This is a genomic window from Pantoea phyllosphaerae (genome assembly GCF_051025595.1).
Taxonomy (GTDB): Bacteria; Pseudomonadota; Gammaproteobacteria; order Enterobacterales; family Enterobacteriaceae; genus Pantoea.
The window spans coordinates 26,069-46,240 of record NZ_JBPFDE010000016.1; the positions used below are offsets into that span (position 1 = coordinate 26,069).

18 protein-coding genes are annotated in these 20,172 nt (G+C 59.5%); 4 read left to right on the plus strand and 14 right to left on the minus strand.

What is annotated here, in order from left to right:
• Positions 1-70: 70 nt before the first annotated feature.
• On the minus strand, positions 71-925 hold the full coding sequence (locus ACR6A7_RS18060; RefSeq protein WP_434126554.1) for a carboxylate/amino acid/amine transporter: 855 nt from the start codon (positions 923-925) through the stop codon (positions 71-73).
• A gap of 316 nt (positions 926-1,241) precedes the next feature.
• Between ACR6A7_RS18060 and glpT the strand changes: the two genes are divergently transcribed.
• Positions 1,242-2,585, plus strand: a complete 1,344-nt coding sequence (glpT, locus tag ACR6A7_RS18065) for a glycerol-3-phosphate transporter (RefSeq protein WP_434126556.1) — start codon at positions 1,242-1,244, stop codon at positions 2,583-2,585.
• Positions 2,586-2,618: 33 nt separating this feature from the next.
• On the opposite strand, the gene yigL is transcribed toward glpT, so the two are convergent.
• Together yigL and pldB are read right to left on the minus strand one after the other, a co-directional pair.
• Entirely contained in the window at positions 2,619-3,419 is an 801-nt protein-coding gene (gene yigL, locus ACR6A7_RS18070) for a sugar/pyridoxal phosphate phosphatase YigL (protein ID WP_434126558.1), read from the minus strand.
• 51 nt (positions 3,420-3,470) lie between these two features.
• Positions 3,471-4,454, minus strand: a complete 984-nt coding sequence (pldB, locus tag ACR6A7_RS18075; protein WP_434126560.1) for a lysophospholipase L2 — start codon at positions 4,452-4,454, stop codon at positions 3,471-3,473.
• 115 nt (positions 4,455-4,569) lie between these two features.
• Between pldB and rhtB the strand changes: the two genes are divergently transcribed.
• Positions 4,570-5,193, plus strand: coding sequence for a homoserine/homoserine lactone efflux protein (gene rhtB / locus ACR6A7_RS18080; protein ID WP_033754609.1), 624 nt, complete (start codon positions 4,570-4,572; stop codon positions 5,191-5,193).
• Between the two features lie 136 nt (positions 5,194-5,329).
• Here the strand turns inward: rhtB and rhtC are convergent, their stop codons facing one another.
• Genes rhtC through pldA form a run of 3 tightly spaced genes read right to left on the minus strand, consistent with a single transcriptional unit; the run spans position 5,330 to position 8,693 of the window.
• Positions 5,330-5,953, minus strand: coding sequence for a threonine export protein RhtC (rhtC, locus tag ACR6A7_RS18085; RefSeq protein ID WP_434126563.1), 624 nt, complete (start codon positions 5,951-5,953; stop codon positions 5,330-5,332).
• Between the two features lie 12 nt (positions 5,954-5,965).
• Positions 5,966-7,795: an ATP-dependent DNA helicase RecQ gene (gene recQ, locus ACR6A7_RS18090; protein ID WP_434126565.1), complete on the minus strand. Its 1,830-nt coding sequence runs from the start codon at positions 7,793-7,795 to the stop codon at positions 5,966-5,968.
• A gap of 25 nt (positions 7,796-7,820) precedes the next feature.
• Positions 7,821-8,693 (minus strand): phospholipase A, encoded by an 873-nt coding sequence (pldA, locus tag ACR6A7_RS18095; RefSeq protein WP_434126567.1) that lies wholly within the window; start codon positions 8,691-8,693, stop codon positions 7,821-7,823.
• 186 nt (positions 8,694-8,879) lie between these two features.
• On the opposite strand from pldA, the gene ACR6A7_RS18100 reads away from it, so the two are divergent.
• Positions 8,880-9,350 carry a thioesterase family protein gene (locus ACR6A7_RS18100; protein WP_434126569.1) on the plus strand — a complete coding sequence of 157 codons (471 nt, stop codon included), beginning with the start codon at positions 8,880-8,882 and terminating at the stop codon, positions 9,348-9,350.
• Positions 9,351-9,397: 47 nt separating this feature from the next.
• The gene (rarD, locus tag ACR6A7_RS18105; RefSeq protein WP_434126571.1) at positions 9,398-10,306 is read left to right on the plus strand and encodes an EamA family transporter RarD; all 909 of its coding nucleotides are present in this window, start codon (positions 9,398-9,400) and stop codon (positions 10,304-10,306) included.
• A 174-nt stretch (positions 10,307-10,480) separates the two neighbouring features.
• Here rarD and corA read toward each other — a convergent pair whose 3' ends face one another.
• The 8 genes from corA to ACR6A7_RS18145 all read right to left on the minus strand — a co-directional run bounded on the left by corA (position 10,481) and on the right by ACR6A7_RS18145 (position 20,068).
• The gene (gene corA, locus ACR6A7_RS18110; protein ID WP_033754593.1) at positions 10,481-11,434 is read right to left on the minus strand and encodes a magnesium/cobalt transporter CorA; all 954 of its coding nucleotides are present in this window, start codon (positions 11,432-11,434) and stop codon (positions 10,481-10,483) included.
• Between the two features lie 297 nt (positions 11,435-11,731).
• Positions 11,732-13,894 (minus strand): DNA helicase II, encoded by a 2,163-nt coding sequence (gene uvrD, locus ACR6A7_RS18115; RefSeq protein ID WP_434126572.1) that lies wholly within the window; start codon positions 13,892-13,894, stop codon positions 11,732-11,734.
• Between the two features lie 98 nt (positions 13,895-13,992).
• A complete protein-coding gene (gene yigB, locus ACR6A7_RS18120) occupies positions 13,993-14,709 on the minus strand; it encodes a 5-amino-6-(5-phospho-D-ribitylamino)uracil phosphatase YigB (protein ID WP_434126574.1) in 717 nt (238 codons plus the stop codon).
• Positions 14,706-15,608 (minus strand): tyrosine recombinase XerC, encoded by a 903-nt coding sequence (xerC, locus tag ACR6A7_RS18125; RefSeq protein WP_434126575.1) that lies wholly within the window; start codon positions 15,606-15,608, stop codon positions 14,706-14,708. Before xerC ends, yigB begins: the two co-directional genes overlap by 4 nt.
• Positions 15,605-16,309, minus strand: a complete 705-nt coding sequence (locus ACR6A7_RS18130) for a DUF484 domain-containing protein (RefSeq protein ID WP_434126576.1) — start codon at positions 16,307-16,309, stop codon at positions 15,605-15,607. Before ACR6A7_RS18130 ends, xerC begins: the two co-directional genes overlap by 4 nt.
• Positions 16,306-17,130, minus strand: a complete 825-nt coding sequence (dapF, locus tag ACR6A7_RS18135; protein ID WP_434126578.1) for a diaminopimelate epimerase — start codon at positions 17,128-17,130, stop codon at positions 16,306-16,308. The genes ACR6A7_RS18130 and dapF overlap by 4 nt, the downstream gene beginning before the upstream one ends.
• A gap of 29 nt (positions 17,131-17,159) precedes the next feature.
• Positions 17,160-17,378 (minus strand): LPS translocon maturation chaperone LptM, encoded by a 219-nt coding sequence (gene lptM, locus ACR6A7_RS18140; protein WP_434126643.1) that lies wholly within the window; start codon positions 17,376-17,378, stop codon positions 17,160-17,162.
• Positions 17,379-17,509: 131 nt separating this feature from the next.
• Entirely contained in the window at positions 17,510-20,068 is a 2,559-nt protein-coding gene (locus tag ACR6A7_RS18145) for a class I adenylate cyclase (protein ID WP_434126580.1), read from the minus strand.
• Between the last annotated feature and the right edge of the window lie 104 nt (positions 20,069-20,172).

The window sequence follows — 20,172 nt, forward strand, 5'->3', positions numbered from 1 at the left end:
AAAATAGCTCCGCCGTTTCGCGCGCAATGATTGTCAGGGCGATCGTCACTGCCCTGACGGATGGGACGCCTCAGCGACGGCGTATTACCCAGCGCTTATGCACATATAGCGAGGCGAAAATTACCAGCGCGCCAGCGATAAAGCTGGGCCAGTGCGGCTTCTGCTGCCAGATTGCCAGGTTCACCAGCAGCCCCGCCGGAACATGCATATTGTTCATAATGCCCAGCGTGCCCGCATCCACCTGCGTGGCGCCGTAGTTCCACATAAAGTAGCCCAGCCCCGACGCCGCCACGCCCAGCCAGACCAGAATGCCCCATTGCAGCGAGGTGGTCGGCAGTTTCGCGGGGTTGCCCCACAGGCACCAGGCGATAATCGCAATCAGCACTGCACCAAGGTAAAACCAGGAAAAAGCGGTGTGCTGCGGCATCGGCCGGGTTTCCTGCAGCCGTTTATAGCCCACCATGCCTATGGCAAAACAGATATTTGCCAGCTGCACCAGCAGCAGGCCGAACCAGAAATGATCGCTAACCTTGTCGTAGCGAATAATGGCCGCGCCCGCGACTGCCAGCAGCGCGCTGAAGGCGTAGCCGATACGCAGCGGACGCTTGCTGATCAGATCATAAATCAGGGTAACGTAGAGCGGCGTCATGACGGTAAACAGCAGGAACTCGGAAACGCTAAGGTAGAGATAGGCCTCGAAGCTAATCAGGTACATGATGCCGAGCTGCAGCATCCCCACCAGCATATAGAGCAGCAGCGTCGACGGGCGATAGCCACGCCAGCGCAGAAAAGGCAAAAACACCAGCGCCGCCAGCGCCAGACGCATCAATACCGAGAACCAGGAATCCACCTGCCCCGCCAGATATTCTCCAATCAGGCTGAAGGAAAACGCCCAAAGAATAGTGGTAACGATCAGTAACAGCACAGCTTCGATCCTGCAAAAAGAGAGAGGCCGCTAGTGTAATCAATGTACTTTTCCTGCGCGGCCCTTTCTGGTTGACAAGCGAGCATAAAAACACCGATTGACGCATTTCGCCGCTGCGCAATTTCCGATCTATGCGCGATTATCTCTATTTTGTGAATTTCACCCTACGTGACTGTCATAAAAGTGTAACAAATGTGTCAACTATCACAGCCAGCATGCGCGAAAAGCACCATGATAAACGCGAAAAGGAACATGGCGGCGACCTCTGGGATGCGTCGTCCCTTTCCATAATGACAACGTGCCTTGGAGGGCAATTATGCTGAGCATCTTTAAACCCGCGCCGCATCGGCCACAGGTGGCGGAAGATCAGGTTGATCCTTTATACCGCCGCCTGCGCTGGCAGATCTTCTTCGGGATCTTTTTCGGCTACGCCGCCTACTATCTGGTACGCAAAAACTTCGCGCTGGCGATGCCCTATCTGGTCGAGCAGGGCTTTTCGCGCGGCGACCTCGGTTTTGCGCTTTCCGGTATCTCGATTGCGTACGGCTTCTCAAAATTTATTATGGGTTCGGTTTCGGACCGCTCGAATCCGCGCGTGTTTCTGCCTGCCGGACTGATCCTCGCCGCCGCGGTGATGCTGTTTATGGGCTTCGTCCCCTGGGCGACCTCCAGCATTATGGTGATGTTCGCGCTGCTGTTTGCCTGCGGCTGGTTCCAGGGCATGGGCTGGCCGCCCTGCGGGCGCACCATGGTGCACTGGTGGTCGCAGAAAGAGCGCGGCGGCATCGTTTCGGTATGGAACTGCGCGCATAACGTCGGCGGCGGCCTGCCGCCGCTGCTCTTCCTGCTCGGCATGGCCTGGTTCAACGACTGGAAAGCGGCGCTCTATATGCCCGCTTTCGCCGCCATCGCCGTGGCGCTGATCGCCTTCGCGCTGATGCGCGATACGCCGCAGTCCTGCGGATTGCCGCCCATCGAGGCGTACAAAAATGATTATCCGCCAGACTACAGCGCCACGCATGAAGAGGAGCTGACGGCGAAACAGATCTTCACCCAGTATGTGCTGCCCAACAAGCTGCTGTGGTATATCGCGCTGGCGAACGTCTTCGTCTACCTGCTGCGCTACGGCATTCTCGACTGGTCGCCCACCTACCTGAAAGAGGTGAAGCACTTTACGCTGGATAAATCCTCCTGGGCCTACTTCCTGTACGAATATGCTGGCATCCCCGGCACGCTGCTGTGCGGCTGGATGTCGGACAAGGTGTTCAAGGGGAATCGCGGCGCGACCGGCGTCTTCTTTATGACGCTGGTAACCATCGCTACGGTAATCTACTGGTTTAATCCGGCCGGCAATCCCGGCGTGGATATGGCCTGTATGATTATCATCGGCTTTCTGATTTATGGTCCGGTGATGCTGATCGGCCTGCACGCGCTGGAGCTGGCGCCGAAAAAAGCGGCGGGCACCGCCGCAGGCTTTACCGGCCTGTTCGGCTATCTTGGTGGCTCGGTCGCGGCCAGCGCCATCGTCGGCTATACCGTCGATTTCTTCGGCTGGAACGGCGGTTTCCTGGTAATGGTGGTGGGTTGCGTGCTGGCGGTGATCCTGCTGCTGTTGACCATGATTAACGAACGCAAGCACAAGCAGCAGCTGGCGTCATAAAGAAAGAGGCCGGCATCGCGCCGGCCTCTTGCGTCAGGATAAAAACAGCGTGCGCAGCGTATGCGGCACGGCATCATCCGCATTGCTGCCGATCACTTCCAGGTCCGGCAGCGTATCCTTCAACCGCTGGTGGGCGTTACGCATAATGCAGCCCTTGCCCGCCATGCTCAGCATCTCTACGTCATTCATGCCGTCGCCGAAGGCGATGCACGCCTTGAGCGAGTGCCCCAGCTGTTTCGCCACCGCTTCCAGCGCGTGCCCCTTCGACACGCCGCCCGCCATCACCTCCAGACAGGTCGGCAGCGAAAAGCTGACGTTAACGCGATCGCCCCAGCGCGCCTGCAGCGCCAGTTCCAGCGGGATCAGCGCCTCGGGATCGTCGCTGGTGAAAAAAACCTTGCTGATATTGTCGCCCGGCAGCATGCCTGGCTCATACACCTGATAAGTAAATACCGACTCGCGGAAATAGTCCTGCTCCGCCGGATGGGTGCGGCTCATAAACCATTCATCGTCGCGATAGACGTGCGTCAGGATGGCGGGATTGGCGTAGTGCAGCTCATAAAGCTCCAGCGCGATATCTTCGTCGAGGTTGTGGCTGAACACCAGCTCACCCTCGGCGTTGTGCACGCGCGCGCCGTTGGAGGTGATCATATAGGCGGGAATGCCCAGCTTGTCGCGCATCTGCCCCACGTCGATGTAATGACGGCCAGTGGCGAAAACAAAGTGGATATCGCGCGCCACCAGCTGTTGCAGAATATCGTGGGCGTAAGGCGTTAACCGATGTTCAGGAGAGAGCAGCGTGCCATCCAGATCGGATGCGACGATTTGAAACATGAAAACCTCAGGTATTGTTATAGGCCGTAGCCGGTAAGATAACTTTTCGAATCAGGGATGCGCCTCGAAGAAATCGACCAGCGCATTCAGCGCTTCGGCGCGCATGGCATCTTTTTCAAACAGAATTTCGTGGCGCGCCTCTTTGATGACGCGCGTTTCGCAGGGATGGCCCGCCTGCGCCATCGCCGCGCAAAAAAGATCCTGCGAACGGTTGTCCACCACGCGATCCTCGCCCGCCTGCAGCAGCAAAAGCGGCGTGGTAATGGTACTGGCCAGGCTCAGAATATTGCGCCCGGCGTGAATGCCTTCGCGCACCCAGTGATAGGTGGGGCCGCCGACGCGGATGGCGGGATCGTCAGCGTAAAAACGCAGGCTGCGCCGATAGCGCTCCGCGCTGTGCGTCAGACGGTTGATGCCGAACGGATGCGCGCGCCAGCGTCCGGTGCCGAGCGCATAGCCATCGCGGATCGCCGGGCGCTTCTCCGCCCAGTCAAGAATACGGTCCGCCAGGAAAGAGGGCATCGGCAGCGCGATGCCGAACATCGGCGCCACCAGCGTCACGGCATGAAACGCCTGCGGCTGGCGCGCCAGAAACAGCGTCAGGATGGCGCCGCCCATCGAATGCGCCAGCGCGTAGCGGTGCTGGTAGTGGCCGCCGACAATCTCTTTCAGATAGAGCGTCTCTAAGTCGTCGACGTAGTGCGTGAACTCTACCACATGGCCGCGGTGGGTATCCTGCAGCAGCCGATCGGACCGTCCTTGCCCGCGATGGTCAAGGATCACGACGTCAAAGCCGCAGTGAAACAGGTCGTACGCCAGTTCCGGGTATTTGACGTAGCTTTCAATGCGCCCGGGCACGATAAGAATAACGCGCTTATGTTGCGGCGCGGTGAAGCGCACATAGCGCAGAGTGACGTTTTCCACGCCGACGAATTCACGCTCTTCGCGCCGGTGCCAGAAGTCGAGCAGCGGACCGTGCGCAAAGGCAGCAAAGGCTTTTTCCCGATTGAGCCAGCTCGCTTTATGTCGTTCCATCTCTCCCCCTGCAGACGCGCGATAAGCCTGTTGCGAGCCGCGCATGCGGCCCGTAGCGTCACGCTTGTTTCTGGCGTATTGTGTCATATTTCCGCCCAGACAGGGAGCGCAACCCATGACCACTGAATGGTGGCTGACCTACCTTCTCACCACCACTATCCTCAGCCTCTCGCCCGGTTCCGGCGCGATTAATACCATGAGCACCGGCATCAGCCACGGCTATCGCGGCGCGGCGGCCTCAATCAGCGGCCTGCAGCTTGGCCTGGCGATTCATATTGTGCTGGTGGGGATCGGGCTGGGCGCGCTCTTTTCCCAGTCGCTGCTGGCGTTTGAAGTACTGAAGTGGGCGGGCGCGGCCTATCTGGTCTGGCTCGGCATACAGCAGTGGCGCTCTGCGGGCGCGATCGATCTTGATGCGGTGGCGAAAGCGACGCCGCGCCGCCGCCTGTTCAAGCGCGCGGTGCTGGTGAACCTGACCAACCCGAAAAGCATCGTGTTCCTTGCCGCGCTGTTTCCGCAGTTTATTTTGCCGCACCAGCCGCAGGCGATGCAGTACCTGGTGCTCGGCGCCACCACGATTGTCGTCGATATCATCGTGATGATTGGCTACGCCACGCTGGCGACGCGCATTGCGGCCTGGATCAAGGGACCGAAGCAGATGAAGCTGCTGAACCGGATCTTTGGCGGACTGTTTATGGCGGTAGGCGCGCTACTGGCCAGCGCCAGAAGAATCGCTTAAGGCAGTAAGCGCCGATGCTTAAGGCCGTCGGCGGCGCAGCCAGATTGCGGGCGGACAGCGCGCAGTCACCGGAGCGTACTACAGTACGTGAGGATGACGAGCACTGCCCGGTGCCGAAATGGCAAGTAAACCAGGCCTAACGAGTAAGGATGAGGTGGATGCCGAAACCGGCGAATAATACACCCGCTACGCCATCGACCCACTTGGCCGCGCGCTGATACTTATCACGCATCCACGGCAGCGCGAAAATCGCGGCGACCAGCGTGAACCACGCAAAGGTCTCGCCGACAATCAGCAGAAACAGGCCCCAGCGCTCCAGCGCGCCGACGTCGTTGCCGACAAAGAGCGAGAAAACGCTGCCGAAATAGATAATTGCTTTCGGGTTCGACAGATTGGTGAGAAAGCCTTTCAGAAAGCTTCTGCCCTTTTTCGGCAGCTCCATCACCGGCGCATCCTGCTCCGGCTGCTTATGACGCTGACGCGCCGAGCTGAGCAGCTGCCAGCCCATCCACAGCAGATAAAGACCGCCGCCAACCATGATGATCTGATGCAGCCACGCCATCTTCTCCAGGATCAGGTGAAGCCCCATCAGCGCGACGCCCGCCCAGATAACGATCCCCAGCGTAATGCCGAGCACGCCCATCATCGCCTCTTTGCGCGAGCGGCTGGCCGCGGTTTGCGAAACAAAAAAGAAGTCCGGCCCGGGACTCATCAGCGCGACCAGATGCACCAGCGCAACCGTGGCAAATAACATCAGCATAGGTAGTGTCCTTTACTCTTCATCATCAAGATGCTCTTTGATCATCACCAGGAAGGGTTTGCCAAAGCGCTCCAGTTTACGATGGCCGACGCCGTTGACGCTCAGCATCTCCGACGCCGTTACCGGCATCTGCTCCGCCATCTCAATCAGCGTGGCGTCGTTAAACACCACGTAAGGCGGGATATTCTCTTCGTCGGCAATCGCTTTACGCAGCTTACGCAGCTTGGCGAACAGCTTGCGATCGTAATTGCCGCCGTAAATTTTCGGCGCGCTGCTGCTTTTCGGCTTCGCCGCGTTAAGGCGCGGCACCGCCAGCATCAGCGGCACTTCACCACGCAGCACCGGACGCGCCGCTTCCGTCAGCTGCAGGGCGGAGTGCATGGCGATATTCTGCGTCACCAGCCCAAGGTGGATAAGCTGACGCAGCACGCTGACCCAGTGTTCGTGGCTCTGCTCGCGGCCGATGCCGTAAACCGGCAGTTTGTCATGACCCTGGTCGCGGATGCGCTGGTTATTGGCGCCGCGCAGCACCTCGACCACATAGCCCATACCGAAACGCTGCCCGACGCGATAGATGCAGGAGAGCGCTTTCTGCGCCTCCACCAGGCCATCATAACGCTTCGGCGGATCGAGACAGATGTCGCAGTTGTCGCACGGCTGCTGACGCCCTTCGCCGAAGTAGTTCAGCAGCACCAGACGTCGGCAGGTTTGCGCTTCGGCGAAGGCGCCCATAGCGTTGAGCTTATGACGTTCAATATCCTGTAGCGGGCCGGGCGCTTTCTCTTCCAGACATTTGCGCAGCCACGCCATATCCGCCGGGTCGTAGAGCATCATCGCTTCGGCCGGCAGCCCGTCACGTCCGGCGCGGCCGGTTTCCTGGTAGTAGGATTCAATATTGCGCGGGATGTCGAAGTGCACCACAAAGCGCACGTTGGGCTTGTTGATGCCCATGCCGAACGCCACCGTCGCCACCACAATCTGCAGGTCATCGCGCTGAAACGCCTCCTGCACCCGGGCACGCTGTGCGCTGTCGATACCGGCATGATAGGCGCCGACGCTCAGCCCGCGGCTCTGCAGACGCGCGGCGGTGTCTTCCACCTTCGCGCGGCTGTTGCAGTAAATAATGCCGCTTTTGCCGCGCTGATCTTGAACGTAGCGCAGCAGCTGCTCGGTGGGCTTGAACTTCTCTACCAGCGTATAGCGAATGTTAGGGCGGTCAAAGCTGCTGATCTGAATCAGCGGGTCCTGCATATTGAGCAGGTGAACGATGTCGTTGCGCGTGGTTTCGTCGGCGGTGGCGGTCAGTGCCATAACCGGCAGCTGCGGGAAACGCTGACGCAGCTGCCCCAGCGCGCCATACTCCGGCCGGAAGTCGTGGCCCCACTGCGAGATACAGTGCGCCTCGTCGATCGCCAGCATCGCAGGCTGCCAGTGCGCCAGGCTCTCAAGAAAGTTATCCATCATCAGACGTTCTGGCGCGATATAGAGCAGCCTGACGCGGCCAGTGCGGCAATCCGCCATCACCTGCTGCTGCTGCTCGCGCGTCATGGTGGAGTTGAGGCACGCCGCCGCGACGCCGTTCGCCAGCAGCTGATCTACCTGATCTTTCATCAGCGAAATCAGCGGCGACACCACCAGCGTCAGGCCTTCCTGCACCAGCGCGGGAATCTGATAACAGAGCGATTTGCCGCCGCCGGTAGGCATTACGACCAGACAATCCCGCCCGCTCAGCGCCGCATTGATGATGGTTTGCTGACCGGGACGAAAATGCTGATAGCCGAAGGTATCCTGCAATACCTGCTGCGCCAGCGCCTCCTGATTATGTACTACCGAGATTGCCACTGTATTCCTGTTGTTTTCCGGAGAGTCAGAACAGATCGTTCAGCATGACGCCGACGCCGAGACGCGTCTGACGATGGTTATAGTCGATAAGCGACTCGCCATAACCGCTAAACACCTGGGTATAGAAACGAACGTGTTCGCTGATGGGATAGCTCCAGCCCAGCGTCGCGCCGCCAAAACCGGTATTCCAGTTGTAGTTGCCTTCCACGCTGAAGATATTCTCGCCGGCAACATAGCCCAGCTTCAGACGGTAATAGCCCATATATTTGGTGATATCCGGGTTATCGTCTTCGCTGTCCGGTATGCGGTACCAGGGTTTGACTTCGGCGAGGAAGTTGCCGTTCTGCGCCATCAGGCGCGCGTAAACGCGGTTCCAGCTGCGTGAAGTCGGGTCGCTGCGGCCGTTGGACTGGTGATTAAAGCCCATTTCCACATCGCGCAGCGTCCAGCCGGCGAAGTCGTAATCCGTGGCCCAGCCGAGGAAAATCTGCGGCTCGTAGTTGGTCTCGCGAAACGGCGACGACTCGCCGCGGTTCGACAGCTGCCACCAGGAACGCTGCGTATAGGAGGCGGCCAGCACGGAGTTGTCACCCAGAATACCGCGCCACAGCGGAAATGCCAGACTGAGCTGAAATTTCACTTCATCTTTGCGCGCGTTGTCCGCCCAGTTATAGGAGGAGATCGCCTCTTTATTGATGTCGCTGGTGTAGGTATAGAGCAGATAGTTGCTCTCATACGGATAGAGCACAAACGGATTGTCGTGCTTCTCCAGCAGGTTGGCGATAATGCTGCCGCGCACCTGAGGGGTATCATGGACCTCTTTTACGGTGGCTTCCTCTGCCTGCGCGAGAGCAGGGAGTAACAGGGCGGCTGCTAACAAGGCGCGATGCTTGCGCATAACTTTCTCCGATGAAGGCTGCGTGTCAAATGAATGGGGAGTCATAAAAAGGAGGCCATTCTACACGCAAAAGGCGGTGAAGATGAGCGCTGATTTCCGAAACTGGAAACCCTCTCGCGCGCGGCATAGAATACACAACTCGTTAACATTTCACGCCGTCCAGGGCGTATTCGCAGGATTGCCGCTATGTCATCACTGCTGCTGTCTCAGCAGGAAGCCCGCCAGAGGGTGGGCGAAATTTTTGTTTACCATATGCCCTTCAATCAGGCACTCGGCCTGGAGCTGGATCGGCTGGAGAGCGACTATGCCGAAATCAGCTTCGCCAATAAAACCATGCTGGTCGGCAACGCGGCACAGCAGATCCTGCACGGCGGTGTTATCGCCTCGGTGCTGGACGTCGCCGCCGGAATGGTCTGCGTCAGCAACGCCCTGACGCGCGCAGAGAGCATCAGCGAGGAGGAGCTGCGTCAGCGCCTGTCGCGCATGGGCACCATCGATATGCGCGTCGATTACCTGCGGCCCGGCCGCGGCGAGCGCTTTACCGCCACCAGCAGCCTGCTGCGCGCCGGTAACAAAGTGGCGGTAGCGCGCGTTGAGTTGCATAACCAGCAGGGCGACTATATCGCCACGGCGACGGCGACCTATTTGATTGGTTAATCGCGCACGCCGTGCGAAAATCGACTTTTTCCGGACGCTTTCTCTCTATGGATACGCAACAAACCCGCCAGGGCATTGGCTTCGCGCTCGGCGCCTACTTTATCTGGGGCATCGCCCCGGCTTACTTCAAGCTGGTAAAAGCCGTGCCGCCGACGGAGATCATGACGCACCGCGTCATCTGGTCTGCACTTTTTATGCTGGTGCTGATTAGCCTGAGCCGTAGCTGGGCGCAGGTGCGCAGCGTGCTGGCGCAGCCGAAGAAGGTGCTGCTGCTGGCGCTGACCGCCGTGACGATCGGCGGCAACTGGCTGCTGTTTATCTGGGCGGTGAATAACCAGCATATGCTGGAAGCGAGCCTCGGCTACTTTATTAACCCGCTGATTAACGTGGTGCTCGGCATGCTGTTTCTGCGCGAGCGCTTTCGACGGCTGCAGTGGCTGGCGGTGCTGCTGGCGGCCATTGGCGTGCTGGTGCAGCTGTGGCAGTTCGGCTCGGTGCCGCTGATCGCCCTCGGCCTGGCGCTGAGCTTCGCCTTTTACGGGCTGGTGCGCAAAAAGATTCAGGTCGATGCGCAGAGCGGCATGCTGATTGAGACGCTGTGGCTGTTTCCGCTGGCGGCGATCTATCTTTTTGGCGTCGCTGATACGCCGACCAGCCATCTGAGCGCCAACCCGCTGAGCCTTAACCTGAAGCTGGTGGCGGCGGGCATCGTGACGACGATTCCGCTGATGCTGTTTGCCGCCGCCTGCACGCGGCTGCGCCTCTCCACCGTCGGCTTTTTTCAGTATCTCGGCCCGACGCTGATGTTCCTGCTGGCGGTGCTGTTTTACGGCGAAACCATTACGCCCGACAAGATGGTGACGTTCGCCTTTATCTGGCTGGCGCTGGCGGTATTTATTTTTGATGCGGTGGTGGCGACGCTGCGTAGCCGACGCGCGATAAAGCGGACTGCTTAGTCTGTTAGTTTGGTGCCTGCGCGCATGGCCTGGCCCGATCGCAAAGTCGCTTTACGCATCCCTGCTCGCTCGGCCCGCGACATCCTTGTCGCGGGACGCTTTGCTCTTCGGGCCAGGCCATTCGCTAGTTAACGTCTCTGCGGCCTGTAAGATTAGGCCGTGCGGTTTGAGACGTTACAGCCAGTTCTTGCGTTTGAAATAGAGATAAGGCGCCAGGCCGGCGAGGATCATCAGGCCAATCGCCGCTGGATAGCCAAAGCTCCACTTCAGCTCCGGCATAAACTCGAAGTTCATCCCATAGCTCGAGGCCACCAGCGTTGGCGGCAAAAACACCACCGACACCACCGAGAAGATCTTGATAATGCGGTTCTGCTCGATGTTGATAAAGCCCATCGCCGCCTGCATCAGGAAGTTAACCTTCTGGAACAGCGATTCGTTATGCGGCAGCAGCGACTCGATATCGCGCAGGATCTCGCGCGCCTGCTCCAGCTGATTGTTGGGCAAACGCGCTTTGCGCACCAGGAAATTAAGCGCGCGCTGAGTATCCATCAGGCAGAGACGCACCTTCCAGCCGATATCCTCCAGCTCGGCGAGACGCGACAGCGCCTGGTCATACTCCTCGCCCTGCTGCCCCTCCATAATCACGCGGCTGAGCTTCTCCAGCGCGCTATAGATATTCTCGATCTCATCCGCCAGCTGCTCGATTTTGGTTTCGAACAGATCCAGCAGCAGCTCAAAGGCGTTGCCGTCGATCAGCGTCTGATTGCGGGCGCGCATACGGTAAAGGCGAAATGCAGGCAGCTCGCGCTCGCGCAGGGTATAGAGCCGTCCTTCGCGAATGGTGAAGGCCACGGTGGAGTTGCCGGCGTGATCTTCCGCATCTTCATAAAAGAAGAAAGAGTGAATATGCAGCCCGTCTTCATCTTCGAAAAAACGCGCTGAGGCTTCGATATCCTCCAGCTCGGGACGCGTTGCCAGGCTTTGCCCCAGTTCGCTCTGCACGCGGTCGCGCTCGCCCTCTTCCGGCTCGATCAGATCAACCCACACCGACGTGGTCAGTTTGTCGTTTTCGTCTTCCAGCTCCAGACGCGTCAGGCGGCTGCGATCCAGTTTAAATGCGCTCAGCATAGCAATACTCCCCATTGCAGACTTAATGGGACAAGGCCGTTGGCCGATCGGCCACGGCAACGCCTGAACACGGAAACGCTCGTTCAAAAGGTGAATCAGTGCTGACTCGTGCGACGGGATAAAAAAGGGAGGTCGCTGATAACCGCTAAGGCTACCCGCTAAAAGAGGAAGCCTTAGATGTTATTCCTGGTAACCAGGTGACTGAGCCAGCATCGACTGGGCGTATCCAAGGCGTTGTCCTCTCTTGATAATAGTGCGCGCATGTTACGCTGAGACGAAAAAGTCGTCAACCGGTGACTAAGCGGTTTCCAGCTTCGCATAGGCGGCCACCAGCCACTTGATGCCCTGGCCCTGGAACGCCACCTGCACGCGGCTGTGCTCGCCGCTGCCTTCCAGATTGATGATGGTGCCTTCGCCGAATTTCGCATGCTTCACGCGCTGACCCAGCGAGAAGCCGCTGTCGCTTTTCGCGATCGGCGCGCCCATGCGCTGATGGCTGACCGGCCGGCTGACGCTGGCGCGCAGGCGCACCTCTTCGATGCACTCTTCCGGCAGTTCGCCAATAAAGCGCGACGGCCGGTGATAAACCTCTTTGCCATAAAGCCGCCGCGACTCGGCGTAGGTCAGCGTCAGCTTCAGCATGGCGCGCGTCACGCCGACGTAGGCAAGACGCCGCTCCTCTTCCAGACGGCCGCCTTCATCAATCGACATCTGGCTTGGGAACATCCCCTCTTCCATGCCGACGATAAAGACCTGGCTAAACTCCAGACCCTTCGCCGAGTGCAGCGTCATCAGCTGCACCGCATCCTGCCACTTATCGGCCTGGCCTTCGCCCGCTTCCAGCGCGGCATGTGACAGGAACGCCTGCAGCGGCATCAGATCTTCGTCTTCGTCCTGATAGCTGAACTGGCGCGTCGCCGTCACCAGTTCCTCCAGGTTTTCGATGCGCGCCTGGCCTTTTTCGCCTTTCTCCTGCTCATACATCACCCACAGGCCGGAATCTTTAATGACGCGGTCGGTCTGCACGTGCAGCGGCATCTCGGCGGTTTCGCTCGCCAGTGAATCAACCAGTTCGCAGAAGCGCTGCAGCGCAGAGGCCGCGCGCCCCGCCAGCGCTTTGGTTTGCAGCAGTTCGCGCGTCGCCTGCCACAGCGTCATCTGGCGTTCGCGAGCGGTCTGACGCACCACGTCGAGGGTACGATCGCCCACGCCGCGCGTCGGGGTATTTACCACGCGTTCGAAGGCGGCATCGTCGTTGCGGTTGGCGATCAGGCGCATATAGGCGAGCGCGTCTTTGATCTCCTGACGTTCGAAGAAGCGCATGCCGCCGTAGATGCGATAGGGCATGCTGCTCTGCAGCAGCGCCTCTTCCAGCACGCGCGACTGGGCGTTGCTGCGGTAGAGAATGGCGCAGTCCTGCAGGGCGTTGCCGTTCTCCTGCCAGGTTTTGATGCGGTTGACCACAAAGCGCGCTTCGTCCAGCTCGTTAAAGGCGCAATAGATGGAGATAGGATCGCCGTCGCTGCCGTCGGTCCACAGCTCTTTGCCGAGACGGCCATTGTTGTTGGCGATCAGGGCGTTGGCCGACTTCAGAATATTGTTGGTGGAGCGATAGTTCTGCTCAAGGCGAATGGTTTCCGCCGCCGGGAAATCCTGCAGGAAGCGCTGGATGTTCTCGACCTGCGCGCCGCGCCAGCCGTAGATCGACTGGTCGTCGTCGCCGACGATAATCACCCGGCCGCTGTCGCCCGCCAGCATGCGGATCCAGGCGTACTGAATGTTGTTGGTGTCCTGAAACTCATCCACCAGAATATTGCTGAAGCGCTCGCGATAGTGGTTGAGAATATGCGGCTTATGCAGCCACAGCTCATGGGCGCGCAGCAGCAGCTCGGCGAAATCGACCAGTCCAGCGCGGTCGCACGCTTCCTGATACGCCTGATAGATGCGCAGCCAGGTCTGCTCCACCGGATTGCCGTAGCTTTCGATATGTTTCGGGCGCAGCCCTTCATCTTTTTTGCCGTTGATGTACCACATGCCCTGACGCGCGGGCCACTGCTTCTCATCCAGATTCATCGCCTTGATCAGGCGCTTCAGCAGACGCAGCTGATCTTCGCTGTCGAGGATCTGAAAATCCTGCGGCAGGCCGGCATCAAGATGGTGCGCGCGCAGCAGGCGGTGGGCGAGGCCGTGAAAGGTGCCGATCCACATGCCGCCCTGGCTGGTGCCGATCAGCTGCTCGATACGGTGACGCATCTCCGCCGCCGCTTTATTGGTAAAGGTCACCGCCATAATTGAATAGGGCGAGCAGTTCTCTACCGAGAGCAGCCAGGCGATACGGTGCACCAGGACGCGCGTTTTTCCGCTGCCTGCGCCTGCGAGCACCAGCAGGTTGCTGCGCGGCGCCGCCACGGCTTCGCGCTGTTTGTCATTCAAACCGTTGAGCAGATCAGAAACGTCCATAGGCACCGTTCACTAAAGAAAACAAAAAGCGAACCCTGAATCATTCGGCTTGCAGCAAGCGGCATGACTCAGGGTACGACTGGATAAATCCACAGCCATTATAACAGTGAGGTCAGGGATGCCAATCGCGAAATTTCCACGTGCGGCACCAGACGCGCATCGGCCACCTGCATCAGGTTGCCGCCGCGCAGGTTGATCCAGCACGCCTGCATGCCGCAGCGCAGCGCGCCAGCCACGTCGGTGGTGAGGTCATCGCCCACGTGCAGAATGTGCTCCGGCGCGATGCCGAGCCGCTGCGCGGCGAGATGATACATATCCTGATAAGGCTTCGCGCGGCCATCCGGCCCGGCGCGCAGCGCGAACTGGAAATAGTCGGCGATGCCGAGCTGCTCCGGGCGCGCGTTGCCGTTGGTGATCGCCACCAGCGGCACTTTTTCGCCCAGCGCCTTCAGCGTCTGATGCGTCTCTTCCGGCATCTCTACCTGACTGCGCCAGTGGTGAAAGACGCCCATGATGTCGTCTGCACCCGCCGCTGCTTCCTGCGCGGAGAGCCCGGCGTTCAGCAGCGCCAGCTCGACCGAGCGACGACGCCACTCCGACACGTCGTGATAAATATCAGGCTCGCGCGCCAGCAGCTCGTCGCGCAGCCGTTGGTAATCGAGCGGCGTAAATTCGCGCAGCGACGGATGATAAGCCTGCAGCGCCGCATGCGATTCGGCGGTGGTTTTGCGGATCACCGGATAGTTGTCGTAAAGCGTATCGTCAAGATCGAAAGTCATCGCCTTCACGGCGCGTAGCGGACGGTAAAACTTCATTCGTTCTTTCCTCGTTTGGCGCGGGGATGCGCAGCGTCATACACCGTTGCCAGATGCTGGAAGTCGAGATGGGTATAGATCTGGGTGGTCGAGAGATTGGCGTGGCCCAGCAGCTCCTGCACCGCGCGCAGATCGCCGCTCGACTCCAGCAGATGCGTGGCGAAAGAGTGGCGCAGCTTGTGCGGATGAATATGGCTGGCGACGCCCTGCTTCACGCCCCATTCGGCGAAGCGCTTTTGCACGTTGCGCGTTGAAATGCGGCGTCCACGGCTGGAGAGAAACAGCGCGTCATCCTCGCTGCCAAAGGCGGCGCGCAGCGGTAGCCACTGTTCCAGCCAGGTGACGGCGGTGCGCCCAATCGGCACGCGGCGCTCTTTGCTGCCTTTGCCCACGACCCAGACCTCGCCCGCGTCGAGGTCGACGTGGCGGCAGTCCATATTTACCAGCTCCGACAGGCGCAGTCCGCCGCCGTACATCACCTCCAGCATTGCGCGGTCGCGCACCGCCAGCGGATCGTTAAGGTCGATCTCCAGCAGCTGATTCACTTCGTCGACGTCGATATTCTTTGGCAGATGACGCGCGTTACGCGGCGTGGTGATCCCTTTGGCGGGATTGGCGGAGAGTTTGCACTGGCTGACCTGCCAGTCGAGAAAGCTGCGCAGCGCTGACAGACGCAGCGCGAGGCTGCTGGCGCCTAATCCGGCGCGACGGCTGCGCGACGCCATGCTGCGCACCTGCGCCGGCTCCAGCTGCGCCCAGCTCTCCAGCTTCATCTCTTCGGCCATCTCGCTCAGCGTCGCCAGCTGGCGCGCATAGTTTTTCTGCGTCAGCGGGCTGAGCTGACGCTCGACCTTAAGGTAGCGCAGGAATTCATCAACGGCGGCCTGCAGCGCGCTCATGCGCGTTCCACCCACCGCGACAGCAGCCCCGGCATCATCTGCGCCAGGTGCTGCAACAGCAGCGTGCCCATGCCGGCCTGATAGTGCTGGCTGTCACGGCTGCTAAAAATCAGCACACCCAGCTCGCCGCGCTCGCCCATCAGCGACATCGCGACCGAGCCGATCGCTTTAGCCTGCGGCAGCAGCAACAGCAGTTCAGGGCCGTTCAGGCTGCCAAGAAAATGGTGCTGCTGGCCGAAGCGCTGGATGCGCAGCGGCTCAAACGCCTGGCGCGCCAGGCTGAGCTGCACAAATTCTGAGGGCGCGCCCAGCCGCCATTTGTCGGCAAAAAGGCGCAGATTGGCGCCCGCCAGCCCCAGATCGCGCGCCCAGCGGTGCAGGCGGTTGAGCATCTCCTGCAGCGAATCGGCCGCCGCCAGATGCCCCTGCAGCGCCAGCAGCCGATCGAACAGCTCATGGTTGGCGCTGGCCTGCTCCATCAGCAGGGTGATCTCCTCTTCCAGCCGCTGGATGTGGTTGCGCTGACGCGCCATATGCCACTCCACCAGCGACACGCTGCCGCGCACCGGATGCGGCACCGCCATCTGTTCGACCTGACGGGCGTTGCGAATAAAGAAATCAGGATTTTGCTGTAGATAATCGTTAACGGCCTGATCGTCCAGCAGGATCGTGCTGTCAGCCTGCTCTTCGATATTTTTCATAGATGAATAAACCCATCGTAAACGTGTGTGGCGGGTCCGGTCATAAACAGCGGCTGACCGGCTCCTTTCCAGGCGATGTGCAGCGTGCCGCCCGGCAGATCGACGCGCACCTTTGGCGCCAGGATACCCTGCTGAACGCCGCAGGCTACGGCGGCGCATGCGCCGCTGCCGCACGCCTGGGTTTCGCCCGCGCCACGCTCGTAGACGCGCAGGCGAATGTGCTCCGTCGATACCACTTCCATAAAACCGACGTTGACGCGTTCAGGAAAGCGCTCATGGCTTTCCAGCGCCGGGCCGAGGGTCTCGACTGCGGCGGTCTGCACGCTGTCGACCTGGATCACGCAGTGCGGGTTGCCCATCGACACCGCGCCAAACATGACGGTCTGTTCGGCGACGCGCAGCAGATAGAGATTTTCCGCTTTATTCGCGCGGAACGGCACCTGCTGCGGCTCGAAACTGGGCTCGCCCATATTGACGCGCACCAGTTCGTCCGGCGTCACGCTCAATACCATGCGTCCGGTTTGCGTGCTGACGCGGATTTCGCTTTTGTTGGTCAGTCCTTTCAGCCTGACGAAGCGGGCGAAGCAGCGCGCGCCGTTGCCGCACTGCGCCACTTCGCTGCCGTCGGCATTGAAGATACGATAGTGGAAATCGAGATCGGGATCGTAAGGCGGCTCGACGATCAGCAGCTGATCGAAACCGATCCCCAGATGGCGATCCGCCAGCCGGCGAATCAGCTCCGGCGAGAAAAAGACGTTTTGCGTCACGGCATCCACAACCATGAAATCGTTGCCGAGTCCGTGCATTTTGGAGAACTGCATTTTTTGCTCCGCCGGGTGCGCCATTACAATTATTCTGCTGACATGCTGGCGTTGCCGCCGCTCACCAGTCCATTCGTGTCTGCCTGAGCCGCACGCTGTTGCTGCTGCTTTTTCTGCTGCTCAGCTTGCTGGGGAGTTTGCGTTTTTGGCTGGTCAGCGGGCGGGAAGTAAAGCGGTCCTTTTAGTCCACAGCCTGCCAGGCTCGTCAGCGCCAGCGCCATTGCCAACAGGCTTTTTACTCTCTTCATCTCTTCTGCTCTTTTGTCCTTAACCTGGTTGCTTATCATCGCAGTTGAAGATGGAAAAGCAACAGGAAATCCCCGCAATTCGCGTGCGCGCGGCGGCGTTCTAAGGAAAGGGCCGCGCGGGGAGCGCGGCGTCAGTGCGCCTGGTAGCGCGGCTGGTAGTCGCCGTTGTCGTTATCCGGCTGCGTGGCGCAAAGCTGGGCCAGCGTCTGGCTGCGGAACGGGATCACCTGGAAGCGGTCGCCGGTATTGACGATCTGGTAGAACTGCGGCAGGTTGAAGTTGATAAAGCTGGAGCCGTAGGTAAAGCGATCGTGTGAAGAGGAGTAAAAGCGGCTGACGTCGCGCACCAGCTCCTCTTTGCTGCCTTCGCAGTGGTGATAGACCTCGACGCGGTTAGTTTCATCCAGGATATAGATGTTGAAACCCTGCTCGTCGGTGGTGTCTTCGAAGAAGAACTGAATGATCCCTTCGCTGGCGTAGCCATTCACTACCGGCGGCAGCGGCGTCTGGTTCGATTCTACTTTGATCGACAGGCCATGCAGCTTGTTGTTGGAGATCGCGCCGTAGAACTCCACCGCGTTTTCCAGCTTCTGCACCGACACGCTCATGCGCTCGAAGAAAAGTCCCCACGTCTGGCCCGCCATGCGCAGCGCTTTAAAACGGCCCGGCTCCTGACGCGTGCTGGAGAGGCGCAGCTCAATGCATTCGGAGACCAGCTGCTGAACGCGCGTGCGGATCAGTCCGCGCAGATGCTGGCTGTAACAGAAGACTTCCACCGTGTCCGGCGGCGAAGCGTCCTGATGCATTTTGCCCAGAATGGTTTTCAACGCCTCGATCATCGCCTGCTCACCGCTGAAGTGCAGCGTGCGCACTTCGTTCCACGAGTTGCGGTAGAGCAGATCAATGCTGCCGATCAGGCACTGCTGCTGCTGGCCGAAGCTAAAAACGTCAAGCTTGCGGAAATCGAAGTGCACCACCTGATTGCGGAAAGCGGAGGTCGGGTCGTGCTCGAGGTTGACGATAATTGCCAGATGACGGATTTCGCACGGGCTGTAGAGCGCTTTCGGCGTCGGCGCAGGCAGACGCAGCGGAAAGTGCGACGAAACGTCGTTTACCAGCTCCTGCAGGCGCGCCAGATCGCAGATCTCATTGCCTTTGATATGCAGGCGCGTTCTGCTGGTCAACAGGCCGTTGAACCAGGCCCAGGCCACCAGCTTATTCAGATAGCGGTTATATTCCAGCGGCTGATGGCTGATGATCGAGCTCATATCCGGCGCCTGGTTATAGAGATACCAGCCTGAACGGTTGGCGCGTCCCGCCGGCACATGAATAAAGGTCAGATTCTCTTCCGAAAGGTCGGGCGAAATCTGCGGGTTGACCAGCGTGACCTTGCCCGGCAGCGCTTCAAACGCAGCGTACAGTTTACGCGTCAGCACGCCGATATCCTGCGGACTCGCGCTGACGCTTAAATTGTTGCGGCGGGCAAAGCGGATCAGGTTGCGATAGCTCTGCATCATCGCATCCAGCAGTTCGTTATGCGCCTCGCGTACGCGCTCGATTTTCCAGCCGCTGCGGTTGTCAAGAATCGCCAGTTTTTCCTCGTCCCAGCCCCACTCTTTCACCAGCTGCGACAGGATTTCGCGTCGCCAGCCCGAGCGGCTGCTGGTTTCGTCTGCGCTCAGCTTTTCGCACACTTTCAGGTAGAAGCAGCGGCGCACCAGGTCGAGGCGCGCCCGATCGTCCACGCTGATCAGGTAGTGCGTCACGCGCTCCAGCATCATGCAGTAGGGATCGAGGCCAAAGCTGACGATTTCGCCATCGTGCAGGCGCTGTTTGATATCCATCGCCAGCAGTTGGGTATTGGGATACTCCCAGCTGTAGGCTTCCAGCAGCAGGGTTTTCAGCACCGCTTTATAGGGCGAGTCGATACTTTTATAGAGCTGCCACAGGCTGGCGCCGAAATACTCTTCCGCCGACAGCGTGCCTAGTCCGCCGAGATCGAGCCACTCGTTAGGCGTCAGTACGCCCTGCGCGTAGAGCGACATCACATAGTCGTCGTAGTGATGTTCTTCCTCGCACGGCACCATATTCCACAGGATGCGTTTGCCCGCCATGCGCACGGCGGTACGGTAGAATTCGTCCAGCAGCAAAATATGCTGCGTCGAGCCGCAGTCTTCTCCGCCGAGACTGCCGCTTTCGTTATGGCGGAAGCGGTTTTCATCAATCAGGAAGAAGCTGACCTCTACGCCCATCGATACGCACCACTTCTGCAACAGCGTGCATTTGCGCTGCAGATTGAGGCGCTCTTCGTTATCCAGCCAGGACTGATGGCAGACCCAGATGTCCAGGTCGGAGACGCTGTTCTGCCCAACCGATGAGGTGCTGCCCATGGAGTAGATGCCGGTAATCGGCATTTCGCCAGTGGGCGATACGTCCAGCGTCAGCTCGCGGCTGCCCGCCAGTTCACGCATCAGCAGAAGCTGGTTTTCTTCAGGCGTGAAGAAACTGATGCCGCGGGGAACGTTACCGTCGAAGTAACCCGGCATCAGCGGATGATGATAATGTAATAAGGTCGGCAGCAGACTGTATACGTGCTGGAAAGCAGGTCCCATCGCAGCCAGCGCGCGATCGACACGCAGCTGATTAATGGCATCCAGTCTCTGTTTCAGTGTCTCAATGTAGAGGTACAAGACGTTTCGCCTGATTGTTCCAGTGATTAAGCAACCTGTTTCCTCAATCCGCCGCTTTATAATCAAAAAAAGTTGGACGAATTATTGCTGGAAACGTGATCAAT